The organism is Amphritea sp., assembly GCF_050300915.1.
GTDB lineage: Bacteria > Pseudomonadota > Gammaproteobacteria > Pseudomonadales > Balneatricaceae > Amphritea.
Genome location: NZ_JBNKYN010000087.1, coordinates 1 through 19238, shown reverse-complemented (window position 1 = coordinate 19238; position 19238 = coordinate 1). Strand labels below are relative to the sequence as shown.

Annotated in this window: 19 protein-coding genes; 12 read left to right on the top strand and 7 right to left on the bottom strand. The window is 53.2% G+C overall.

Features of this window, described 5'->3' with window-relative positions; genetic code table 11:
* A partial coding sequence (locus ACQY8X_RS17970; RefSeq protein WP_428036508.1) for an efflux RND transporter permease subunit occupies positions 1-2000 on the bottom strand: 2000 nt, incomplete at its 3' end.
* Positions 1993-3114 carry a WD40/YVTN/BNR-like repeat-containing protein gene (locus ACQY8X_RS17965; RefSeq protein ID WP_428036507.1) on the bottom strand — a complete coding sequence of 374 codons (1122 nt, stop codon included), beginning with the start codon at positions 3112-3114 and terminating at the stop codon, positions 1993-1995. The genes ACQY8X_RS17970 and ACQY8X_RS17965, both read right to left, overlap by 8 nt.
* Before the next feature lie 386 nt (positions 3115-3500).
* Here ACQY8X_RS17965 and ACQY8X_RS17960 point away from each other — a divergent pair, with 386 nt between their 5' ends.
* The 12 genes from ACQY8X_RS17960 (at position 3501) to ACQY8X_RS17905 (ending at position 15847) form a co-directional block, all read left to right on the top strand.
* On the top strand, positions 3501-4619 hold the full coding sequence (locus tag ACQY8X_RS17960; RefSeq protein ID WP_428036506.1) for a high-affinity branched-chain amino acid ABC transporter substrate-binding protein: 1119 nt from the start codon (positions 3501-3503) through the stop codon (positions 4617-4619).
* A 116-nt stretch (positions 4620-4735) separates the two neighbouring features.
* A complete protein-coding gene (livH, locus tag ACQY8X_RS17955) occupies positions 4736-5662 on the top strand; it encodes a high-affinity branched-chain amino acid ABC transporter permease LivH (protein ID WP_428036505.1) in 927 nt (308 codons plus the stop codon).
* A complete protein-coding gene (locus ACQY8X_RS17950) occupies positions 5659-6921 on the top strand; it encodes a high-affinity branched-chain amino acid ABC transporter permease LivM (RefSeq protein ID WP_428036504.1) in 1263 nt (420 codons plus the stop codon). The genes livH and ACQY8X_RS17950 overlap by 4 nt, the downstream gene beginning before the upstream one ends.
* Entirely contained in the window at positions 6918-7685 is a 768-nt protein-coding gene (livG, locus tag ACQY8X_RS17945) for a high-affinity branched-chain amino acid ABC transporter ATP-binding protein LivG (protein WP_428036503.1), read from the top strand. The genes ACQY8X_RS17950 and livG overlap by 4 nt, the downstream gene beginning before the upstream one ends.
* Position 7686: 1 nt before the next feature.
* Positions 7687-8388 (top strand): ABC transporter ATP-binding protein, encoded by a 702-nt coding sequence (locus tag ACQY8X_RS17940; protein WP_428036502.1) that lies wholly within the window; start codon positions 7687-7689, stop codon positions 8386-8388.
* 342 nt (positions 8389-8730) lie between these two features.
* Positions 8731-8928: a hypothetical protein gene (locus tag ACQY8X_RS17935; RefSeq protein ID WP_428036501.1), complete on the top strand. Its 198-nt coding sequence runs from the start codon at positions 8731-8733 to the stop codon at positions 8926-8928.
* 124 nt (positions 8929-9052) lie between these two features.
* Entirely contained in the window at positions 9053-10417 is a 1365-nt protein-coding gene (locus ACQY8X_RS17930; protein ID WP_428036500.1) for a sigma-54 interaction domain-containing protein, read from the top strand.
* Positions 10418-10598: 181 nt separating this feature from the next.
* Positions 10599-12242, top strand: a complete 1644-nt coding sequence (locus ACQY8X_RS17925; RefSeq protein WP_428036499.1) for an acyl CoA:acetate/3-ketoacid CoA transferase — start codon at positions 10599-10601, stop codon at positions 12240-12242.
* A gap of 66 nt (positions 12243-12308) precedes the next feature.
* Positions 12309-12803 carry a SixA phosphatase family protein gene (locus ACQY8X_RS17920; protein ID WP_428036498.1) on the top strand — a complete coding sequence of 165 codons (495 nt, stop codon included), beginning with the start codon at positions 12309-12311 and terminating at the stop codon, positions 12801-12803.
* A gap of 89 nt (positions 12804-12892) precedes the next feature.
* Positions 12893-13849, top strand: coding sequence for an AEC family transporter (locus tag ACQY8X_RS17915; protein WP_428036497.1), 957 nt, complete (start codon positions 12893-12895; stop codon positions 13847-13849).
* A 37-nt stretch (positions 13850-13886) separates the two neighbouring features.
* Positions 13887-15224, top strand: coding sequence for an SO_0444 family Cu/Zn efflux transporter (locus tag ACQY8X_RS17910; protein WP_428036496.1), 1338 nt, complete (start codon positions 13887-13889; stop codon positions 15222-15224).
* The gene (locus ACQY8X_RS17905; RefSeq protein ID WP_428036495.1) at positions 15221-15847 is read left to right on the top strand and encodes a hypothetical protein; all 627 of its coding nucleotides are present in this window, start codon (positions 15221-15223) and stop codon (positions 15845-15847) included. Before ACQY8X_RS17910 ends, ACQY8X_RS17905 begins: the two co-directional genes overlap by 4 nt.
* Before the next feature lie 15 nt (positions 15848-15862).
* Here ACQY8X_RS17905 and ACQY8X_RS17900 read toward each other — a convergent pair whose 3' ends face one another.
* The 5 genes from ACQY8X_RS17900 to prfA form a co-directional block, all read right to left on the bottom strand.
* Positions 15863-16216, bottom strand: coding sequence for a RidA family protein (locus ACQY8X_RS17900; protein WP_428036494.1), 354 nt, complete (start codon positions 16214-16216; stop codon positions 15863-15865).
* A gap of 166 nt (positions 16217-16382) precedes the next feature.
* Complete coding sequence (locus ACQY8X_RS17895; RefSeq protein WP_363317813.1) at positions 16383-16778, bottom strand: CoA-binding protein; 396 nt, start codon at positions 16776-16778, stop codon at positions 16383-16385.
* A 15-nt stretch (positions 16779-16793) separates the two neighbouring features.
* A complete protein-coding gene (locus ACQY8X_RS17890) occupies positions 16794-17549 on the bottom strand; it encodes a molybdopterin-synthase adenylyltransferase MoeB (RefSeq protein WP_428036493.1) in 756 nt (251 codons plus the stop codon).
* Entirely contained in the window at positions 17539-18420 is an 882-nt protein-coding gene (gene prmC / locus ACQY8X_RS17885) for a peptide chain release factor N(5)-glutamine methyltransferase (RefSeq protein ID WP_428036492.1), read from the bottom strand. The genes ACQY8X_RS17890 and prmC overlap by 11 nt, the downstream gene beginning before the upstream one ends.
* 8 nt (positions 18421-18428) lie before the next feature.
* The coding region (gene prfA / locus ACQY8X_RS17880; protein WP_428036491.1) for a peptide chain release factor 1 at positions 18429-19238 on the bottom strand (810 nt) is incomplete at its 5' end.

Sequence of the window (19238 nt, the reverse complement as noted above, 5' to 3'; positions counted from 1 at the left end):
GCCATCAGCGCCTGACAGAGAATCGAGGTCAGCGCCAGCGGTGCAATAATACAGACCAGGGTTTTCACCGAGCGGAATGTCAGCAAACAGAGCAGACCAACGACGCCATACACCCAGGCCAGCATCTGATACTGGGCCGTACCGATCACCTCATTGGTGGCAGCCTCAAAGCCAGAGTTGCCCGCGGCCATCTCAAAACGGATCTGGTCAGAGTCATACTCGGCGGCAAATGATGCTATCTGCCGGGTAAGGTTAGTCAGGGTTGCCGCCTTATGATCATCAAGAAAGATAATCACCGGCAACAGTGAACAGGAAGGATTCATCAACCCGGCAGGGACATAGGACAGAGAGGCATTGATCACCAGTTGGTTACGGCTGATTGTCCGCCACTTGAGATTGCCTTCGTTCAGACCCGAGGTCACCCGCTTGGACACATCCACCAGCGACACACTCGACTGCACCCCTTCAATATTGGTCAGGTAGTATTGAAAGCGATCCACCAGTGACAAGGTAGTAAAGCTGGAACAGTGATCAGTCTCTGTGCCGACCATCACCACAAAGATATCGCTGGAAGTGGAGTAATGCTCAGTAATAAAACGGTTATCCACATTGTAGCGGGAGTCCGGACGCAGCTCTGGCGCACCACTGTCCAGATCACCAATCTGCAGCTTCTGCCCCTGATACACCCCTCCCACCAGCAGCAACAGGGCCACCGCAACCGCGACCCGGGCGCCTTTTGGTGTAGCAAACCAGGTCAGCAGACGCCAGCCACTGTGCTGCTTCTGTTCCGCATTACGAGCTCGCTGGGTGGCCCGTTCACCAATCCCCAGCAACGACATAATCACCGGTAACAGAAACAGGTTTGTCAGAATAATGACCGCAATCCCCAGCGATGCCGCGATCGCCAGATCCTGAATAACGCGAATCTCAATCACCATCAGGGTGACAAAACCGATACCATCCGACAGCAGTGCCGTCAGACCCGGAATATACAGCGCCCGGAACGCCCGTCGTGCCGCCAGCCAGCTGTCTGCCCCCCGGGCACTCTCCAGGGCGATAGTATTAACAATCTGCACCCCATGACTGACCGCAATAGCAAACACCAGAAAGGGTACCAGCATCGAGTAAGGATCCAGGCCGTAACCCAGCAGCTTTAGCAAACCCAGCTGCCAGATCACCGCAATCACCGAACAGGCCAGTGGCACCAGGGTTCCGGTAATACTGCGGGAGTAGAGATAAAGCAGGATCAGGGTAATCAGCAGCGCGATAGCGAAAAATACCGCCACCTGGGCAGCACCATCGATCAGATCGCCGACAATCTTGGCAAAGCCGGTGATATGAATCGAGATGTTATCAGACTGATAACGATCCCGAATCAGGGTTTCCAGCTGTTGCGACAGCGCCTGGTAATCCAGTTTTTCACCGCTATCCGGATGTTTATCAAACAGCGGCACCTGCACAATCGCCGAGCGGAAATCATTGGCCACCAACCGCCCCACCTGACCGGAACGCAGGATATTCAGTTTGATCTGCTCAAGACTGGCCGCAGAGCCATCGTAGTCCGGCGGAATCACTGGCCCGCCGACAAAGCCCTCTTCGGTCACCTCTGTCCAGCGCACATTGGGGGTCCAGATAGAGGTCAGCGCCGAGCGGTCAACCCCGGGAATAAAGAACAGCTCATCGGTAATCTTTTGCAGCGTCTGCTGAAACTCAGCGGTAAAGATATCACCCTCGTTAACCGCCACCGCTACCCGCACACTATTACCCAGTCCCGCCAGATCATCTCGGTTTTTAAGATAGTTCTCCACGTAAGGGTGGGAGGTTGGGATCATCTTAACAAAACTGGCATCGGGACGAATCTGCACCGCCTGCCAGCCAAGGAACAGGGTCAGTGCGGCGAATATCAGCAACACCGGCAGGCGCCGGTGAAACAGTACCCGTTCAGCAAACTCTTCTGAGCCTTTAATCGGTGCTAACAGCAACTGCGATAACTTACTCATGACCAGTCTCCAGTGTCAGCAAGCCACCTTCACCTACAAGCACATACCTCCCCTGCAGGGCGATGCCTGCACTCAGAGAGCGCCGTCCACCGCTGTCCAGCGGAGTGAATTTCTCGCCATCACGGCTCTGTAAAATCAGCCCGCCCTGCCCCAGCAGCACCAGTTTATCGGCTCCGGCTACGGCACTTTGCAGAGTAACACTATAGCCACTATCCACCGGCGACCACTGCAGCCCTTCGTCCGAACGATACAGATGCCCGCGAAGCCCCATCAGGTACAACTGTTTGCTGAACTCGGTAATAGCAAAAAAAGAGCCATCATAAGGGGTTTCAATACGACGCCAGTTAGCGCCGCCATCGGTTGAGCGAAACAACAACCCGGCTTCTCCAGCAATATAGAGATTGCCCTGATGGTCTGCGGTCATCGCATTCAGATGAAAATTATCAGGATTATCCAGGCGATCGCCCCAATAAACCCAGTTTTCACCACCGTCCTCGGTCTTCAGCAACAGGCCATAGCCCCCCAAAGCAAAGCCATGCTGCGCGTCGGCAAACCAGGTATCCAGCAACGGCACTGCAGCACCGCCTTCCACGGCAGCGGCTGCATCATCGACCTGCCAGGCAATACTGTCCAGTTGCTCAGCCAGCGAGGTATTATCCGGCTCAGCATCAGCGCGAACCTGCAGTTCTGCCAGTTTTTCCTGCAACCGTTGCAAGCGCAACTGATTAACCTGATTACCATCCAGCAATGTCTGCCAACTGACACCACCATCACTGGTCGCCGCAAGCAAACCATCATGTCCGCTCAGCCAGCCATGCTGGGGATCGGCGAAATAAACTGAGGTGAGCATCACGCTGAAAGGCGTTTGTTGTTGCTGCCAGCTGCGCCCCTGGTCTTCCGAGCGCATCACAACCCCCTGGTCACCCACAGCCACCAGCTGCTTGCCGGTGGCCGTAATATCCAGCATCAGCTCCTCTGCTGCACGCGAAGAGAGCAACGCAGGGGTAGTGAGACGGTCGATATCAGTCTGCGCAACAGCGCTGTTGGTCAACAGACTGAATGACAGGATAACAGTCGATATTAAGCCGTTGATGAGTGAGCGGATCGGATCCATACTTTTCCCAGTTATTATCATTATGCAGGAATCAACTTTTCCCTAACGTTAGCATCGATCAGCTACGGTCAGAAATAAATGTCTAAGCGCAAGAATCATTAACAAAAACGGTCAGATGCTCAATAACAAATATTGGCAATATTATTAACACTTTCTACCAGTGCGCAGAAAAAAGCCCATCAGATCAACATAAACTCATAAAAGTCGCCTACTTAGATTGCAATTAGTCAACGGCCAGAGGTAGAGTTAGCGACTGCGACAGAGGTGCTTACACTCTTGCTGTAAAGTCTTTGAATAGGTTCGCAGCTTACTAAAAGCCGACTATCCTCAGACACCTCCCCTAACAGGGAAACCTCTGCAAAGAACAATAAATGGAGATTAGCTCGATGAATCAATTCCGCAAAACATTGCTCGGTCTGAGCACCGCCGTATGCATAATGGGTTTAACCGCTGCTGCACAGGCCGACACCCTGAAAATCGCTCTGGCCGGCCCGGCGACAGGCCCTGTCGCCCAGTATGGTGATATGCAAAAAATCGGTGTTATGGCAGCGATTGACGATATCAACAAAGCAGGCGGTGTGAACGGTATGATGCTGGAAGGCGTTATCTATGACGATGCCTGTGATCCCAAACAAGCCGTCGCCGTTGCGAACAAAATTGTCAATGATGGTATCACTCAGGTGGTTGGCCATCTGTGCTCCTCCTCCACTGAACCTGCCTCAGATGTCTACGAAGAGGAGGGCGTATTGATGATTACCGCCGCGTCCACCTCCCCTTCGATCACCGAGAAGGGCTACCAGATGATTTTCCGCACCATCGGCCTGGATAGTCTGCAGGGCAGTATGGCCGCACAGTACATCCTGAATAAAGCTAAACCGGCCCGGGTCGCCATTATCCATGATAAGCAGCAATACGGTGAAGGGCTGGCAACAGTGGTTCGCGATCGGTTAGCTGAAAACGGCGTCAAAGCGGTTATGTTTGAAGGTGTCACCCCCGGCGATAAAGACTTTTCTGCCCTAGTTGCCAAGCTGAAAAAAGAGAACGTTGATTTTGTCTACTACGGTGGCTACCACCCTGAGCTGGGGCTGATCCTGCGTCAGTCTGCTGAAAAAGGTTTCAACGCACAGTTTATGGGCCCCGAAGGCATAGATAACTCTGATCTGGGCAAGATCGCTGGCGACGCAGCTGAAGGCGTGCTGGCCACAGCACCGAAGAGCTTTGACAAAAACCCGGTCAACGAAGCACGTGTAGCGGCGATCAAGGCTAAGGGTGAAGACCCAACCGGTCCGTTTGTATTCACCGCCTATGCCGCCGTTGAAGTGATGACCGATGCGATGGAAGCGACCAAGTCTACCGATTCAGAAGCGCTGGCTGACTATATCCGCAGCCACGAATTCGAGACAGCCATCGGTAAAGTGAAGTATGACGAGAAAGGCGACCTGACTGAGTCAACTTTCCTGGTATACCGCTTACATAAGGATAGCCCTAAGACTCCGGCTGAATAATTTAGTGTAATAACAATAGATTAGCGAACTGCGGCGCAACATGCTCCAGTCCGCAAATCCCGATTCCCTGGTGCCGCGATCCGGCATCGGGGATTCGTTTTATATGGTCCCTGCAAATGTCAGAATTTTCGCTTTATCTGTTGCAACAGCTCATTAACGGGCTAACCATCGGCTCCACCTACGCCCTGATCGCCATCGGCTATACAATGGTTTACGGCATCATCGGCATGATCAACTTTGCCCACGGCGAGATCTATATGATCGGCTCCTACGTGACATTTATTGTTATCGCGGGCCTGCTGGGCATGGGAATCGTGAGCCTTCCCATCATCCTGATTATCGCCCTTATAGTAGCGATGTTTATCGCCAGCACCTACGGCTGGACAGTTGAACGGGTCGCTTACCGTCCTCTACGGGGTTCAAACCGGCTGATTCCACTGATCTCAGCCATCGGTATGTCGATCTTCCTGCAGAACTTTGTCGTTCTGGCTCAGGGGTCACGAGATGTGGCTCTGCCACCACAGATTGTCGGTGGCTGGAACTTCGGTGACCCAGGCTCCTTTGAGGTCTCCCTCTCCTATATGCAGGTGCTGATCTTTGCTGTCACCTTTATCAGCATGACGCTGCTGACACTGTTTATCTCCCGCTCCCGTATGGGGCGCGCCTGCCGCGCCTGCTCAGAGGATCTGGGGATGACCAATCTGCTGGGGATCGATACCAATAAAATTATCGCCCTCACCTTTATTGTCGGCGCAGCGCTGGCCGCCATTGCTGGCTTGCTGCTGGGCCTCTATTACGGTGTCGTTAACCCATTTGTGGGCTTTATCGCAGGTCTTAAAGCCTTTACGGCGGCGGTGCTGGGCGGGATCGGGTCAATTCCCGGGGCGGTGCTCGGCGGTCTTATTCTTGGTGTCACCGAGGCGATGACCTCAGCATTTTTCCCATCAGAATATAAGGATGTTGTATCCTTCGGCCTGCTGGTGCTGATTCTGCTATTCCGTCCAAGCGGACTTCTGGGCAAACCGGAGGTAGAAAAAGTATGACCTCTTCTAAACTGTATAACGCAATTTTCGCCGCCGGAATCTCATTTATTCTCGCCTGCCTGATGATCGGGGTTAAACTGGATACCGATAGCAGCGTACTGGCGGTTAAAGGCGCAACCACTGAACAGTGGATCTGGATTGCTGGCGGGATCACTATCGTGTTTCTGTCACAACTGTTCAGTGCTCAGATCGATGCCCTGTTCGGTGCCATCCCCAAACCCAACTTTAAAGCGGTGCTGCCGCAAGAAAAGAAGATGGCCACCCTGAAGCCCTGGCTGATCGCTGCAGTGATTGTCGGCATGCTGATCTGGCCGTTTATGGTTTCCCGGGGTAGCGTCGATCTGGCGACCCTCACTCTGATCTATATTATGCTCGGGCTGGGGCTGAACATTGTGGTTGGCCTTGCCGGCCTGCTTGATCTGGGCTTTGTCGCCTTCTATGCTGTCGGCGCATACACCTACGCCCTGCTATCGCAATATTTTGGTATGTCGTTCTGGGCCTGCCTGCCAATCTCCGCGGGACTGGCTGCACTGTTCGGCTTTCTGTTAGGTTTTCCGGTTTTGCGTTTGAGAGGTGATTATCTGGCGATCGTCACCCTCGGATTCGGTGAGATTATCCGTATTCTGCTGAACAACTGGACCTCACTGACCGGTGGGCCTAATGGCATATCCGGTATCGACAAGCCAACCCTGTTTGGTCTGGAGTTCAATCGCCGGGCAAAAGAGGAAGGCGCGATGACCTTCCATGAATACTTTGATATGGATTACTCCAGTTCCTACAAAGTGATCTTTCTTTATCTGATCGCAGTCCTGCTGGTGATCTGTGTCATCTATCTGATCAACCGCCTGATGCGCATGCCGATTGGTCGTGCCTGGGAAGCCCTGCGGGAAGATGAGATCGCCTGCCGCTCTCTGGGTCTTAACCGCACGGCCATCAAGCTCTCGGCGTTTACTCTGGGAGCCTCAACAGCAGGCTTTGCCGGTTGCTTCTTCGCCGCCCGACAGGGTTTTATCAGCCCGGAATCATTTATCTTTATTGAGTCGGCCATCATTCTGGCGATTGTTGTTCTGGGCGGTATGGGGTCTCAGATGGGGATCATCTTTGCCGCCATTATCATGACCATTCTGCCAGAACTGGCGCGGGAGTTCTCCGAATACCGGATGCTGCTGTTCGGCCTGCTGATGGTCGTGATGATGCGCTGGCGTCCGGAAGGACTGGTACCGATGAAACGACCGAACCTGGAGTTGAAACAACAATGAGTCAGTTACTGCTGGATGTAAACGGTCTGACCATGCGCTTCGGCGGCCTGGTGGCGGTAAACGGCGTTAACCTGAAGGTTAAGAATCGCCAGATCGTTTCAGTTATAGGCCCGAACGGTGCGGGTAAAACCACTGTATTTAACTGTCTGTCGGGCTTTTATATCCCCACAGAGGGCAGCATCATGTTGAAAAATCAGCAGATTGCTGGCCTGAAAGATTACCAGATATCCCGCAAGGGGCTGGTGCGCACCTTTCAGCATGTGCGCCTGTTTCAGAAAATGACGGTGATTGAAAATATGCTGGTTGCCCAGCACCGCCATATGAATACCAACCTGTTTTCCGGTTTGTTAAAAACGCCAAACTACCGCCGCCTTGAAAAAGACGCGATGGAGCATGCGGCACACTGGTTAAAAGAGGTGGGACTGCTGGAGTTTGCCAATCGTGAAGCGGGAAACCTCTCTTACGGCCAGCAACGCCGCCTGGAGATTGCCCGCTGCATGGTTACTCAGCCTGAACTACTGATGCTGGATGAACCCGCTGCAGGCCTTAACCCCAACGAAACCAAAGAGCTGGATGAACTGATCATCAAGCTGCGCGATGAGCATGAGATCTCTATTCTGCTGATCGAACACGATATGAGCCTGGTTATGGGCATCTCCGATCATATCTATGTGATTGCACAGGGCACACCTTTAGCGAACGGCACCGCCGAACAGATCAAAGGCAACCCGGATGTCATCAAAGCCTATCTCGGGGAGGAATAAGATGCTGCTGATCGAAAATGTAAACACCCACTACGGGCAGATTCAGGCACTGCATGACGTCAGCCTCGAAATCAACCAGGGTGAAATCATCACCCTGATTGGCGCCAACGGTGCAGGTAAAACCACCCTGATGATGACCATCTGTGGCGACCCCAAAGCGTCCTCTGGTGAGATCACCTTTGAAGGTGAGCCGCTGAGGCAATTCAACACCCCGGAGATTATGCGCAAAGGACTGGCCATCGTTCCCGAAGGGCGACGGGTCTTCAGCGCCATGACAGTGGAGGAAAACCTCTATATGGGGTCTTACTTCCGCACCAGAGAACAGGCGGAGGAAACCGTTCAATATGTACTCGAACTGTTCCCCCGCCTGGAAGAGCGTTTTAAGCAGCGGGCCGGAACGATGCCCGGCGGCGAGCAACAGATACTCGCCATTGGCCGGGCGCTGATGCTGCAACCCAAGCTGTTGATTCTGGACGAGCCATCACTGGGACTGGCTCCCATTATTATCAAACAGATTTTCGATATTATCGAACGCCTGCGGGATGAAGGCGTGACTATCTTTTTGGTGGAGCAAAACGCTAACCAGGCACTGAGGATCGCAGACCGGGGCTATGTACTGGAAAATGGCCGAATCGTTAAAACCGATTCCGGTGCCAACCTACTCACCGATGAGTCGGTTCAGCAAGCCTATCTAGGCGGTTAACAGCCGCACAAAAGCGTCCCCGAAAAGAGACAATCAAACCAGCCTTAGGGCTGGTTTTTTGTTTTTCGCCCTGTATACCATTAATACCACCCCACCAAAACTGACCTGAATCAGGGATAATCACTGTTATCAGTTCTAAAACAGTGACTTACATCAACGTTTTTTATCCTTAGTTTCTGTGCTAATATTAAGTCGCTCATATACGACACAAAGCCGCATCAGAAATGACTCGTTTTTGTCACATATAGGCTACACTGGTTAAAAAGCACGCAGAATAACCCCTGCTAGATGTCTCTGACACAGCAGAACTAGCATTCAGAACACAGTTTTGAGGTAACCCAAATGACATGTCTATGCCCACAGTGCAAGTCACTACTGGAACATCAAAGCATCAGTCTGCATAACCGTCTGGTTGAAGTTAAACACATACATAACAATACACTCTATGTATGCCGGGATTGCGCAGCGCAGATCGGCCTGGTCAGCGTACCGCACAGCTGGCAGCTGATGCCTTATACTGAGAATCAGCAAGTCGCCTGATTTTTGGCTTAGTCAGTGTGCCTGCCGTATCCGGCACACTGACTTTTAGCGCGTCAATAGCCCTGCCATTGGGCCATTATTTCTGGCACACTGGACTGCACCTGAAGACAAGTGCAGAGATCCGATGAGTCAGCTTGAAACTCTCATTAATACCAGTGACGAAAATCTTCTCACCCTGCTTTCCAGCCTCTGTCAGGGTGCCATCGCGATTGACCAGCAGTGCCGTATTGTCTGGCTGAGCGAACAGTACCGTGAGTTTCTTGATCTACCCTCCGACGCAGTTCTCACCGGGCTTACGGTCGAAGAGATATTGCCCACTACACAACTACCCCGCGTTGTTAAAACAGGCCAGCCCAGCTTTCTCGACCTGATGCAGATCAATAATCGCTGGTGTGCAGTTACCCGATTACCACTGAAAAATCCGGACGGTTCAGTATTTGGCGCAATCGGTTTTATCTTCTATGACAACCTGAACAACCTTCAGCCGCTGTTTGACAAATTCGCTCGCCTGAAAAAACAACTGGTCTCGGAAAACCTGCTGCGCACCAGCAAATATGAACTCGACGATCTGATTGGCAACTCAACCCCGCTACTAAAAATTAAACGGCAAGCACTCAGGGCAGCACAGCTCGATACCACTATTCTGTTACTCGGAGAGACCGGCACAGGCAAGGAACTGCTGGCACAGGGCATACACAATGCGTCACCCCGCAGAGATGGCCCCTTTGTTGGCATCAATATGGCCGCCTTGCCAGAATCTCTGGTCGAATCTGAGCTGTTCGGTGCCGTAGCCGGCGCCTTTACCGGAGCCAGCAAAAGCGGACGGCAGGGCAAAATACAGCTGGCTGCCGGCGGCACACTATTTCTCGATGAGATTGCCGATATATCAGCGGCGATACAGGCAAAACTATTGCGAGTGCTGCAGGAACGGGAGGTTGAAGCGCTGGGATCCAATCGTTTAGAGAAAGTTGATGTAAGAATCATTGCGGCCACATCACGAAACCTTAAACAACTGGTTGATGAAGGTCTTTTCAGAGAGGACCTATACTACCGCCTCAATGTGCTTCCGCTTCGGCTGCCAGCCCTCAGAGACAGACAGTCCGATATTCCCGCTCTCTGCACCCACCTGTTACAGAAAATATCCCAGGACTCAGGTCTTCCTGCGCTTAATCTCAGCAACGAGGCGATGGACTGGCTGCAACAATATCAGTGGCCGGGCAACGTAAGGGAGCTGCATAACCGCCTTGAACGCGCTTGCGTGATGGCAGAACAGGAGGTGATCTATCCGGATGACCTGGGGGCTGATGATATTGCCCAGTCGACTCCCTTCTGTGCGGATAACCATTTGACCCAGAGCCGGGATAAAGCCGAATTACAGACCCTGCAACAAGCACTGCAACAGTGTCAGCACAATAAAACCCGGGCAGCCAAACAGCTGGGAATATCCCGGGCGACCCTCTACAACCGCATCCGCCGGTTGAATATGTAAAAACTGTATAAGATATTAGACACCAACTACACAAAACGTCTTAATACCTTTACATATTAGCGGTACCTGCTTAGCCCCTCAAAACATAACTAATTGATAAATATACCAATATAGCTTCTGGCCCTCTGCTTGCTTTATATAACTCCAGATTTAAAACAAGAATAAACATCAGGATCTTTCCATGTCTAAGCAGATCAGTGCAGAGCAGGCCGCGCAACTCATCCCCGATAATGCCACACTCGCCACCGGCGGTTTTATCGGTATTGGTTTTGCCGAAGGCATTGCCAAGGCGATAGAACAACGTTTTCTTTCCTGCCAACACCCACAAAAACTGGCACTGGTCTACGCCGCCGGTCAGGGCGACGCACAGCAGCGGGGCCTGAACCACTTCGCCCATAAAGGAATGGTGCGTAAAGTAATCGGCGGCCACTGGGGCTTAGCTCCAGGGCTAGGTAAGCTGGCGACTGACAACCACATCGAAGCCTATAACCTGCCCCAGGGGGTCATCTGTCACCTGTTCAGGGATATCGCTGCCGGAAAGCCGGGAACGCTGACCAAAGTGGGCCTGCATACCTTTGTTGACCCGCGTCAGGAGGGAGGCAAAATCAACAGTCGCAGCCACACCGATCAGGTAGAGCTCATCAACCTCCACGGTGAAGAATATCTGTTCTATAAAGCGTTCCCGATCAACATCGCCCTGTTACGCGGCACCACCGCGGATGCCGATGGCAATATCTCGATGGAGCGGGAAGCTCTGCCACTGGAAGCGCTGGCCATCGCCCAGGCCACCCATAACAGCGGCGGCAAAGTCATTGTTCAGGTAGAACGCACCACCCATCAGCACCATCTGACAGCGGATAGAATTAAGATACCGGGAATACTGGTTGATCATTTTGTCGTGGCTGACCCGGCCGACCACCCGCAAACCTTCGCCGAGCCATTTAATCCCGCCTACTGTGGCGATGTCATCGCCCCGATAGGCCTGGAAACTGAACCACTGTCTGCCCGCAAGATCATCGGCCGCCGGGCACTGATGGCGCTGCGCAAAAAAGCCGTGGTCAATCTCGGTATCGGCATGCCGGAGATGGTTGCCACCGTCGCCGCCGAAGAGAAGATGTTAAACAACTTCACCCTTACTGTTGAGCCCGGTGGTATAGGCGGACAGCCCGCCAGTGGCCTCAGCTTTGGTGCAGTCAGCAATGCTTCAGCGGTGATCGACCAGCCCGCGCAGTTTGATTTCTACGACGGCGGCGGCCTGGATCAGGCATTTCTGGGACTGGCAGAGACCTGCCCTCAGGGCCATGTCAATGTCAGTCGCTTTGGCAGCAAACTGGCGGGGGCTGGCGGTTTTATCAATATTACGCAGAATACCCATGATCTTTACTTTCTCGGCACTTTCACCTCAGGCCCACAGCAGATTGAGATCAGTAACGGTAAGATACAGATCATCAAGAACGGCCCGGTGAGAAAGTTTCACCGCCAGGTTCAGCAGATCACCTTCAATGGGGAGTATGCGATACAACAGGGTCACTCGGTCACCTTCATTACTGAGCGGGCAGTGTTTTTGCTCACCGCTGAAGGACTGCGGCTCACTGAGATCGCCCCGGGTATTGATCTGCAAAAAGATATTCTTGAGCAGATGGAGTTCACCCCCATTATCGACGAAAACCTGATACTGATGGACCCGCGGCTGTTCAATACAGGACCGATGAACCTACAGCACAGTGGCAGCCATCCAGCGGGGCATATGCGTAAAGTATGGTCTCAACTGGTGGCTAACCGCGACGATGAAGCCGAAGATTTAGAAAACTGTATCGCCAGTTAATAGTTAGCTTTTCCGCCAGCCTTAGGCAATACTGAGGCTATTACTTGCGCGGTTTAAGGACAGTCTATGAAAATGCTGACACTGGTACGGCACGCTAAATCAAGCTGGGATGACCCGCAACTGTCCGACTTTAACCGCCCCCTGAACAAGCGCGGCAAACGAGATCTGCCGCTGATGGCCGAACGGTTGCTGGCATTTGCCATCCAACCAGACCTTATCCTCAGCAGCGGAGCCCGCAGAGCGATCACCACTGCCGAACAGGTGGCTATGACACAGGGCTATCCGGTTGACAACATCATTGAAGTACCCGAACTGTATCACGCCCGGGTAGAAACCCTGATCAACCTGTTACAGGGCCAGTCTGACCACTACCGCCACCTGATGGTGGTCGGGCATAATCCTACCCTGGAGATGGCTGGCTACTTCCTGACCCATGAAACGATTGCTAACCTCCCCACCAGCGGGGTGATGCAGATCGCCCTCAGCATTACCTGCTGGGCAGAGCTATCGGAATCCTGTGGCACCCTGGAACGACTGGATTATCCGAAACTTCATCAATAACAGCCCGACACTAGAGAGCACTTGCAGCATAGGTGTATACTGGTTCAATACCTCACTTCACTTTTAATCTGCCTAATGGAATCGCTGCGTTGAGCCTGTATATCGACACGCTGTTATTTACCAGCAATATTGTTGCGCCGATCTTCTTTATCGTTTCACTCGGTTATCTGCTCAGGCGCTGGCGTATTATTGATCAGGGCTTTATCGACACCTCGTCGAAACTGGTGTTTACCATTACCCTGCCGGTGCTGGTGTTTATGAGTATCTCCCGGATGGACTTTCAGGCGGTTTTCAATCCGACACTACTGGGTTACTTCATCATCAGTACGCTCATCAGCGTTGCTATCCTCTGGCAGGCAAGCAAGTACTTCATCAAACAACCGGAAGATCTCGGAGTATTCATTCAGGGGTCGTTCCGGGGTAACTACGGCATTATCGGACTTGCGATAAGCTTTAACATGTTTGGCAACAGCGGTCTGGCACTGGCCTCTCTGCTACTGGTCTGTGTTATTCCACTCTATAACGTCCTCTCCGTTCTGGCGCTTTCATTACCAATGCAACAGACTGATGGGCCCAGCATCGCCCGCCCGATCAAAGAGATTGCCCGCAATCCGCTGATCATCGCCGTGCTGCTGGCGCTGCCGTTTTCCTACTTTGGCTGGGGACTGACCGCGGTGGGAGATAAGATCGGCAACTATTTCGCCAGTCTGACACTCCCCCTGGCACTCCTGGCGATTGGCGGATCACTCAACCTGAAAAGCCTGCGGGACACCTCGGGTCAGTCAGGCTGGTCCACTCTGATCAAACTGGTGATTATGCCGCTGGTTCTCACCTTTGGTGCCTGGCTGTATGGTTTTAAAAGCCAGGAGCTGGGGGTGCTGTTTGTGCTGTTTGGCTGCCCCACCGCGGCAGCCAGCTTTATTATGGCAAAAGCGATGGGGGGTAATGCCCAGTTGGCAGCCAACATTATTCTGACCACCACGCTGGGCTCCGTCATTACCCTCAGCGCGGGAATCTATTTTTTACGTTTATGGAATCTGATCTGAATACGATAATCCCTCTTCAGACCTCTGGGGTATTGCGATGCTGCTGGCCTTTTTAGACAACCTGCTCAACCTGTTTCTCGATACCGCGATCTGGCTGCTCTTTGGCCTGCTTCTGGCGGCCATTTTAAAAGGCTGGATTCCTACCTCTCTGGTGCAGCGATGGCTAAGCGGCCAAGGGGTGGGATCGGTGATCCGTGCCGCCCTGATCGGCGCACCTCTGCCATTATGCTCATGCGGCGTATTGCCTACTGCTATAGGGCTACGCCGTTCCGGGGCGTCCCGCCCCGCCACCGTATCCTTCCTGGTCGCCACGCCAGAAACCGGCGTTGATTCCATCTCCGTGACCTACGCCTTGCTAGGACCGGTGATGGCGATTATCCGACCAATATCAGCAATCATCAGTGCCATTGTCAGCGGCCTGTTAATTATTCTGTTTGACCGTGACGATAAGCAGAGTTCTAACACAACTGAAGCGGCACCTGAAAAGCTGGCCAGCTGTTGTGGCAGTAAAAAAGCAGAAGTGTCCAGCGGCGGTTGCAACAGTGAAAAAGCCGAAGTCTCCAGTAGCTGTTGTAGCAGTAAAAAAACCGAAGCTTCCAGTAGCTGTTGCAGCAGTGAAAAAGCCGAAGTGTCCAGCGGCTGTTGCAACAGTGAAACAACCGAAGTCTCCAGTAGCTGTTGTAGCAGTGAAAAAACCGAAGCTTCCAGTAGCTGTTGCAGCAGTGAAAAAACCGAAGTGTCCAGCAGCTGTTGCAGCAGTGAAAAAACCGAAGCCTCCAGTAGCTGTTGCAGCAAACAGCAACCCGAAGCTAAAAGACCTGGGATTCTGGCAGGGTTGCAGTTTGCGATTGTTGATATTCTCGATGATATCTCCAAATGGCTTGCCATTGGTCTGATACTGGCAGCAGTTATCGCCACCCTGGTAGAACCATCAAGCCTGAGTCAGTGGGGTAGCGGCCTTACCGGCATGCTGCTAATGCTGGTGGTGGGTCTGCCACTGTATATCTGCGCTACGGCATCCACACCACTGGCCGCCGCGCTACTGGCCGCAGGCATGTCTCCCGGTGCTATTCTGGTGTTTCTATTAGTGGGGCCTGCAACCAATATTGCATCACTCGGTATTCTCAGCCGTGAACTTGGGGTGCGGACAGTGCTCATCTATCTCTGCGGCATCAGCACCTGTGCGGTGCTGCTGGGACTGGCAACAGACGCCATCCTTAACAGCCAGACATTCAGCGTTACGACAACAATGGCCCATCATGACTCAGAGGCCTTTACTGCGCTCAAATGGGCTGCAGCTATCCTGCTGCTATTACTCGCGGTTAAACCATTACGGCAACTTTTCTGGAAAAACAGCAGGGCAGCCTGCGCATGAGCTTCTTTACCCGCCGCAGCCTGAACAAATTGCAACAAGCGGTGATCACCGGCGATCTCGCGTTGCTGAAGAAACAGTTTAATAAGCTGGATCAGACGCTGTTAACTGCACACCCGTTCAGCTATGAAGGCCGGGTCTGCAACCTGCCCGAACTGGCGATCCACTCCGGCCAGCCGAGCTCATTAGAGCATCTGTTACAGGCAGGCTGCAGCCTGGAAACAAGCCACTCAGCGCCCTTGTTCTACCAGGCACTACAGCACCCGCAACAAAGCCTGAAGCTGATAACAGTATTACTGCAGGCTGATGCCCCCCTCGCCTATCCTGATCACGACCCGCAGCACGCTCTGTTTGCCTGTTTCAGATTTTGCCAAGCAGGTCAGCTGATGCTGCATCTGAGCCGTCTGAACGAATACGGGGCAGACCTTAACCAGGCAGATGCAGAGGGGACAACGGTACTGCTGCTGGCGCTGCAATCAGAGCATAAACCGCTGGTGCAGATGCTGATAAACAGTGGGGCAAAGATGCCAGAAACAATCCCGCAGGGGTGCTGCAGTGAAGAGATCACCGGCTACGCCAGACGGCTGGCCGATGACCTTAAGATCAGACAGATGATGCTCGGCTAACAGGCGCGGAGCGTATTACTTTTTCAGCGCGGCAATCACCGACACTTCAACCAGCAGCTCTGGACGCGCCATCCGCGCCTCAACACAGGCACGGGCCGGAGCATGACCTTCCGGCACCCAGCTATCCCACACCTCATTCATCTCGGCAAAGTCTTTCATATCACGAATATAGAGGGTCGCTGAAAGGATATGTTCGCGATCACTGCCAGCTTGCTGCAGCAGAGCATCGACCTTCTCCAGCATCGTGGCGGTTTGTTCTTTGATGCCTGCAGCAGCATCTTTAGCCACCTGACCACAAAGATAAACAGTATCATTATGGATAACGATACGGCTCATCCGCTGGCCGATCTCCTGACGTTCAATAGACATGATTATTCACCCTTAATAAAACCAGAGATTGTAGTAGATCAGTCGCCAGACGCCAGCCAGATGCACCTGAATTCAGACCCATTGCTGGTGAAAACCGATAAAGTCGGAAAAATATCAGAAAATAAGACTGCCGCACGAGAATAACCGCCCCGACAGGCACTCCCCCTCAGAGACGGGGAATTTCAATCGCCGGACAGCGATCCATTACCACCTGCAGCCCGGCGGCGAGGGCTTTTTCAGCAGCCGGTTCATTGATGACACCCAACTGCATCCACACCGTTTTTGCATGTACCGCAATCGCTTCATCGACGATATCTCCGGCCTCAGCAGAGTTGCGGAAGATATCCACCATATCGATCGGCTCTTTAATATCAGCCAGCGAGGAAACCACTTCACGACCATGAATCTGCTCACCCACTTTCAGTGGGTTCACCGGAATCACGTTATAACCCTTGGCCAGCAGAAAGTGCATCACCTGATTACTGGCACGATGCGATTTTGGGCTCGCCCCTACCATCGCAATGGTTTTGGTATTGGCTAATATCTGACGAATAGTTTCCATTATTCACGGTACCTCTTAATTATATTTATCACCACAACAGGGACACTCAGGATCCCGTCGCAGCGTCAGTGTTCGCCAGTCCATATGGCGACCGTCCAGCAGTAATAACCTGCCCACCAGCGGTTCACCGAGATCCGCCAGTACTTTCAAAGCTTCCATCGCCTGCACCGAACCGATGATGCCCACCAGCGGTGCCAGCACCCCACTCTCAGCGCAGGTCAGATTTTCTTCATCGCCGTCCCGATAGAGACAGCGGTAACAGGGCGCATCTTCACGGCGGGAATCAAACACCGCCACCTGCCCTTCCAGGCGTATCGCCGCTCCTGAAACTAGCGGAGTTTTATGCTTCACACAAGCAGCATTCACCGCAAAACGGGTAGTAAAGTTATCGCAGCAATCCACCACCAGATCACTTTCAGACACCTGTTTTTCCAGTGCTGCCGCGTCCAGGCGTGCATTAATGGCAACCACCTGCGTATCAGGATTCAGCGCCGCAAGCGTTGCTTTCGCCGAATCAACTTTGGCCATGCCGATGGTCTCTGTACGATGCACGATTTGCCGCTGAAGATTGGTCAGCTCAACCTGATCATCATCCACCAACACCAGCCGCCCGACTCCCGAAGCAGCCAGATACATCGCCACCGGGCTGCCTAACCCGCCCACGCCGATAATCAGGACGGAAGCGTTCAACCAGGCTTCCTGTCCGGCGATATCGACCTCAGGCAACATAATCTGTCGACTGTAACGCAACAGCTGATCATCATTCAGCATTCAGTTTCGTCTCTTCTTCTCCGCAGCGGTTTTGCAACGGAACGCTGTTCCACAAGGCCCAGGTTATACGGTCATTGCCGCCATAATCCTGTGCCGATTCAATGTCGCTGTAATGCAAATCCAACAGAAGTTGCTGTACAGCCGCTGCCTGATCATAACCATGTTCAAACATCAGGGTACCGCCATCCCTGAGAAAATGACGTGCCTGAATCGCTATATGGCGGATATCAGCCAGACCGTTATCCCCGGCAGTCAGCGCGCTCAGTGGCTCAAAACGCACATCGCCCTGCCTCAGGTGAGGGTCATCAGGATCGATATAGGGCGGGTTACTGACGATCAGGTCAAACACTCCCGCAACCGGTTCAAACCAGCTGCCCTGTAATACTTTGACATTTGTCAGGCCGGTTCGTTGCCGGTTTTTTTCGGCCAGTAACACCGCCTCAGCAACCCGATCAACAGCAACCAGCTGCCAGGCCGGACGCTCTGACGCCAGTGCCAGCGCAATGGCGCCGGTTCCGGTCCCAAGGTCTAATACTCTGGCCGCAGAATCGGGCATAAGTTCCAACGCTTTTTCCACCAGACACTCGGTATCAGGACGAGGGATCAGGGTGGTTGGATTAACCTCCAGATCAAGCGTCCAGAACCCCCGACTCCCCGTCAGATGCGCCACGGGCTCTCCCTGAATCCGCCGCTGAAGTAACTGTTTGAAAGCCCACTGCTGGTCAGCAGTGAGCGGATGGTCGCGCCGGGTAAAGAGAAAAGTGCGGTTGCACTCAAGGATGTGGCAGAGCAGCTGTTCAATATCGGCGGCGGGGCTTTCACTACTCGCTGAAAGCTGCGCCGCACAGGCCTGCGCATCAGATATGTTCATAAACCGGATCAGCTCTCGTCGGACAGCGCGCCCAACAGCTCTGCCTGATACTCACTGACCAGCGGGTCGACAACCGCGCCCAGCGCCCCCTCCATCACCTCCAGAAGCTTATACAGGGTGAGGTTGATGCGATGATCGGTAATCCGTCCCTGGGGGAAGTTATAGGTACGAATCCGCTCAGAGCGGTCACCACTACCAACCAGCGACTTTCGGGTACTGGCCTGTGCCGCAGCATGTTTTTCCTGTTCCGCTGCCTGTAAGCGAGAGGCCAGCAGCGACATCGCTTTGGAGCGGTTCTTGTGTTGTGACCGCTCTTCCTGACACTCGACCACAACACCGGTGGGTATATGGGTTATACGGATCGCAGAGTCGGTTTTGTTAACGTGCTGACCACCGGCACCGGATGAGCGGAAAGTATCCACCCGAAGATCCGCTTTATTGATCTGAATATCGCTGACCTCATCCATCTCCGGCATCACCGCAACGGTACAGGCAGAGGTATGGATACGTCCCTGAGATTCAGTTTCAGGCACCCGCTGCACCCGGTGAGCACCGGATTCAAACTTCAGACGGGAATAAACATCTTTACCGATAATCCGGGTAATCACCTCTTTATAACCACCGTGCTCACCTTCGTTAGCACTGATGATCTCCAGCTTCCAGCCCTGCGCTTCGGCATAGCGGGTGTACATCCGCAGCAGGTCGCCGGAGAAGATGGCCGCTTCATCACCGCCGGTACCGGCACGCACTTCGAGGAAGACGTTACGGGCATCATTAGGATCTTTCGGCAGTAACAGAATCTGCAGTTCCTGCTCCAG

What these genes read in the sequence shown, in the direction of transcription:
- ACQY8X_RS17965 (WP_428036507.1), bottom strand. Translation starts at nt 3,114, where the DNA reads ATGGATCCGATCCGCTCACTCATCAACGGCTTAATATCGACTGTTATC.
- ACQY8X_RS17960 (WP_428036506.1), top strand. Translation starts at nt 3,501, where the DNA reads ATGAATCAATTCCGCAAAACATTGCTCGGTCTGAGCACCGCCGTATGC.
- livH (WP_428036505.1), top strand. Translation starts at nt 4,736, where the DNA reads ATGTCAGAATTTTCGCTTTATCTGTTGCAACAGCTCATTAACGGGCTA.
- ACQY8X_RS17950 (WP_428036504.1), top strand. Translation starts at nt 5,659, where the DNA reads ATGACCTCTTCTAAACTGTATAACGCAATTTTCGCCGCCGGAATCTCA.
- livG (WP_428036503.1), top strand. Translation starts at nt 6,918, where the DNA reads ATGAGTCAGTTACTGCTGGATGTAAACGGTCTGACCATGCGCTTCGGC.
- ACQY8X_RS17940 (WP_428036502.1), top strand. Translation starts at nt 7,687, where the DNA reads ATGCTGCTGATCGAAAATGTAAACACCCACTACGGGCAGATTCAGGCA.
- ACQY8X_RS17935 (WP_428036501.1), top strand. Translation starts at nt 8,731, where the DNA reads ATGACATGTCTATGCCCACAGTGCAAGTCACTACTGGAACATCAAAGC.
- ACQY8X_RS17930 (WP_428036500.1), top strand. Translation starts at nt 9,053, where the DNA reads ATGAGTCAGCTTGAAACTCTCATTAATACCAGTGACGAAAATCTTCTC.
- ACQY8X_RS17925 (WP_428036499.1), top strand. Translation starts at nt 10,599, where the DNA reads ATGTCTAAGCAGATCAGTGCAGAGCAGGCCGCGCAACTCATCCCCGAT.
- ACQY8X_RS17920 (WP_428036498.1), top strand. Translation starts at nt 12,309, where the DNA reads ATGAAAATGCTGACACTGGTACGGCACGCTAAATCAAGCTGGGATGAC.
- ACQY8X_RS17910 (WP_428036496.1), top strand. Translation starts at nt 13,887, where the DNA reads ATGCTGCTGGCCTTTTTAGACAACCTGCTCAACCTGTTTCTCGATACC.
- ACQY8X_RS17905 (WP_428036495.1), top strand. Translation starts at nt 15,221, where the DNA reads ATGAGCTTCTTTACCCGCCGCAGCCTGAACAAATTGCAACAAGCGGTG.
- ACQY8X_RS17900 (WP_428036494.1), bottom strand. Translation starts at nt 16,216, where the DNA reads ATGTCTATTGAACGTCAGGAGATCGGCCAGCGGATGAGCCGTATCGTT.
- ACQY8X_RS17895 (WP_363317813.1), bottom strand. Translation starts at nt 16,778, where the DNA reads ATGGAAACTATTCGTCAGATATTAGCCAATACCAAAACCATTGCGATG.
- ACQY8X_RS17890 (WP_428036493.1), bottom strand. Translation starts at nt 17,549, where the DNA reads ATGCTGAATGATGATCAGCTGTTGCGTTACAGTCGACAGATTATGTTG.
- prmC (WP_428036492.1), bottom strand. Translation starts at nt 18,420, where the DNA reads ATGAACATATCTGATGCGCAGGCCTGTGCGGCGCAGCTTTCAGCGAGT.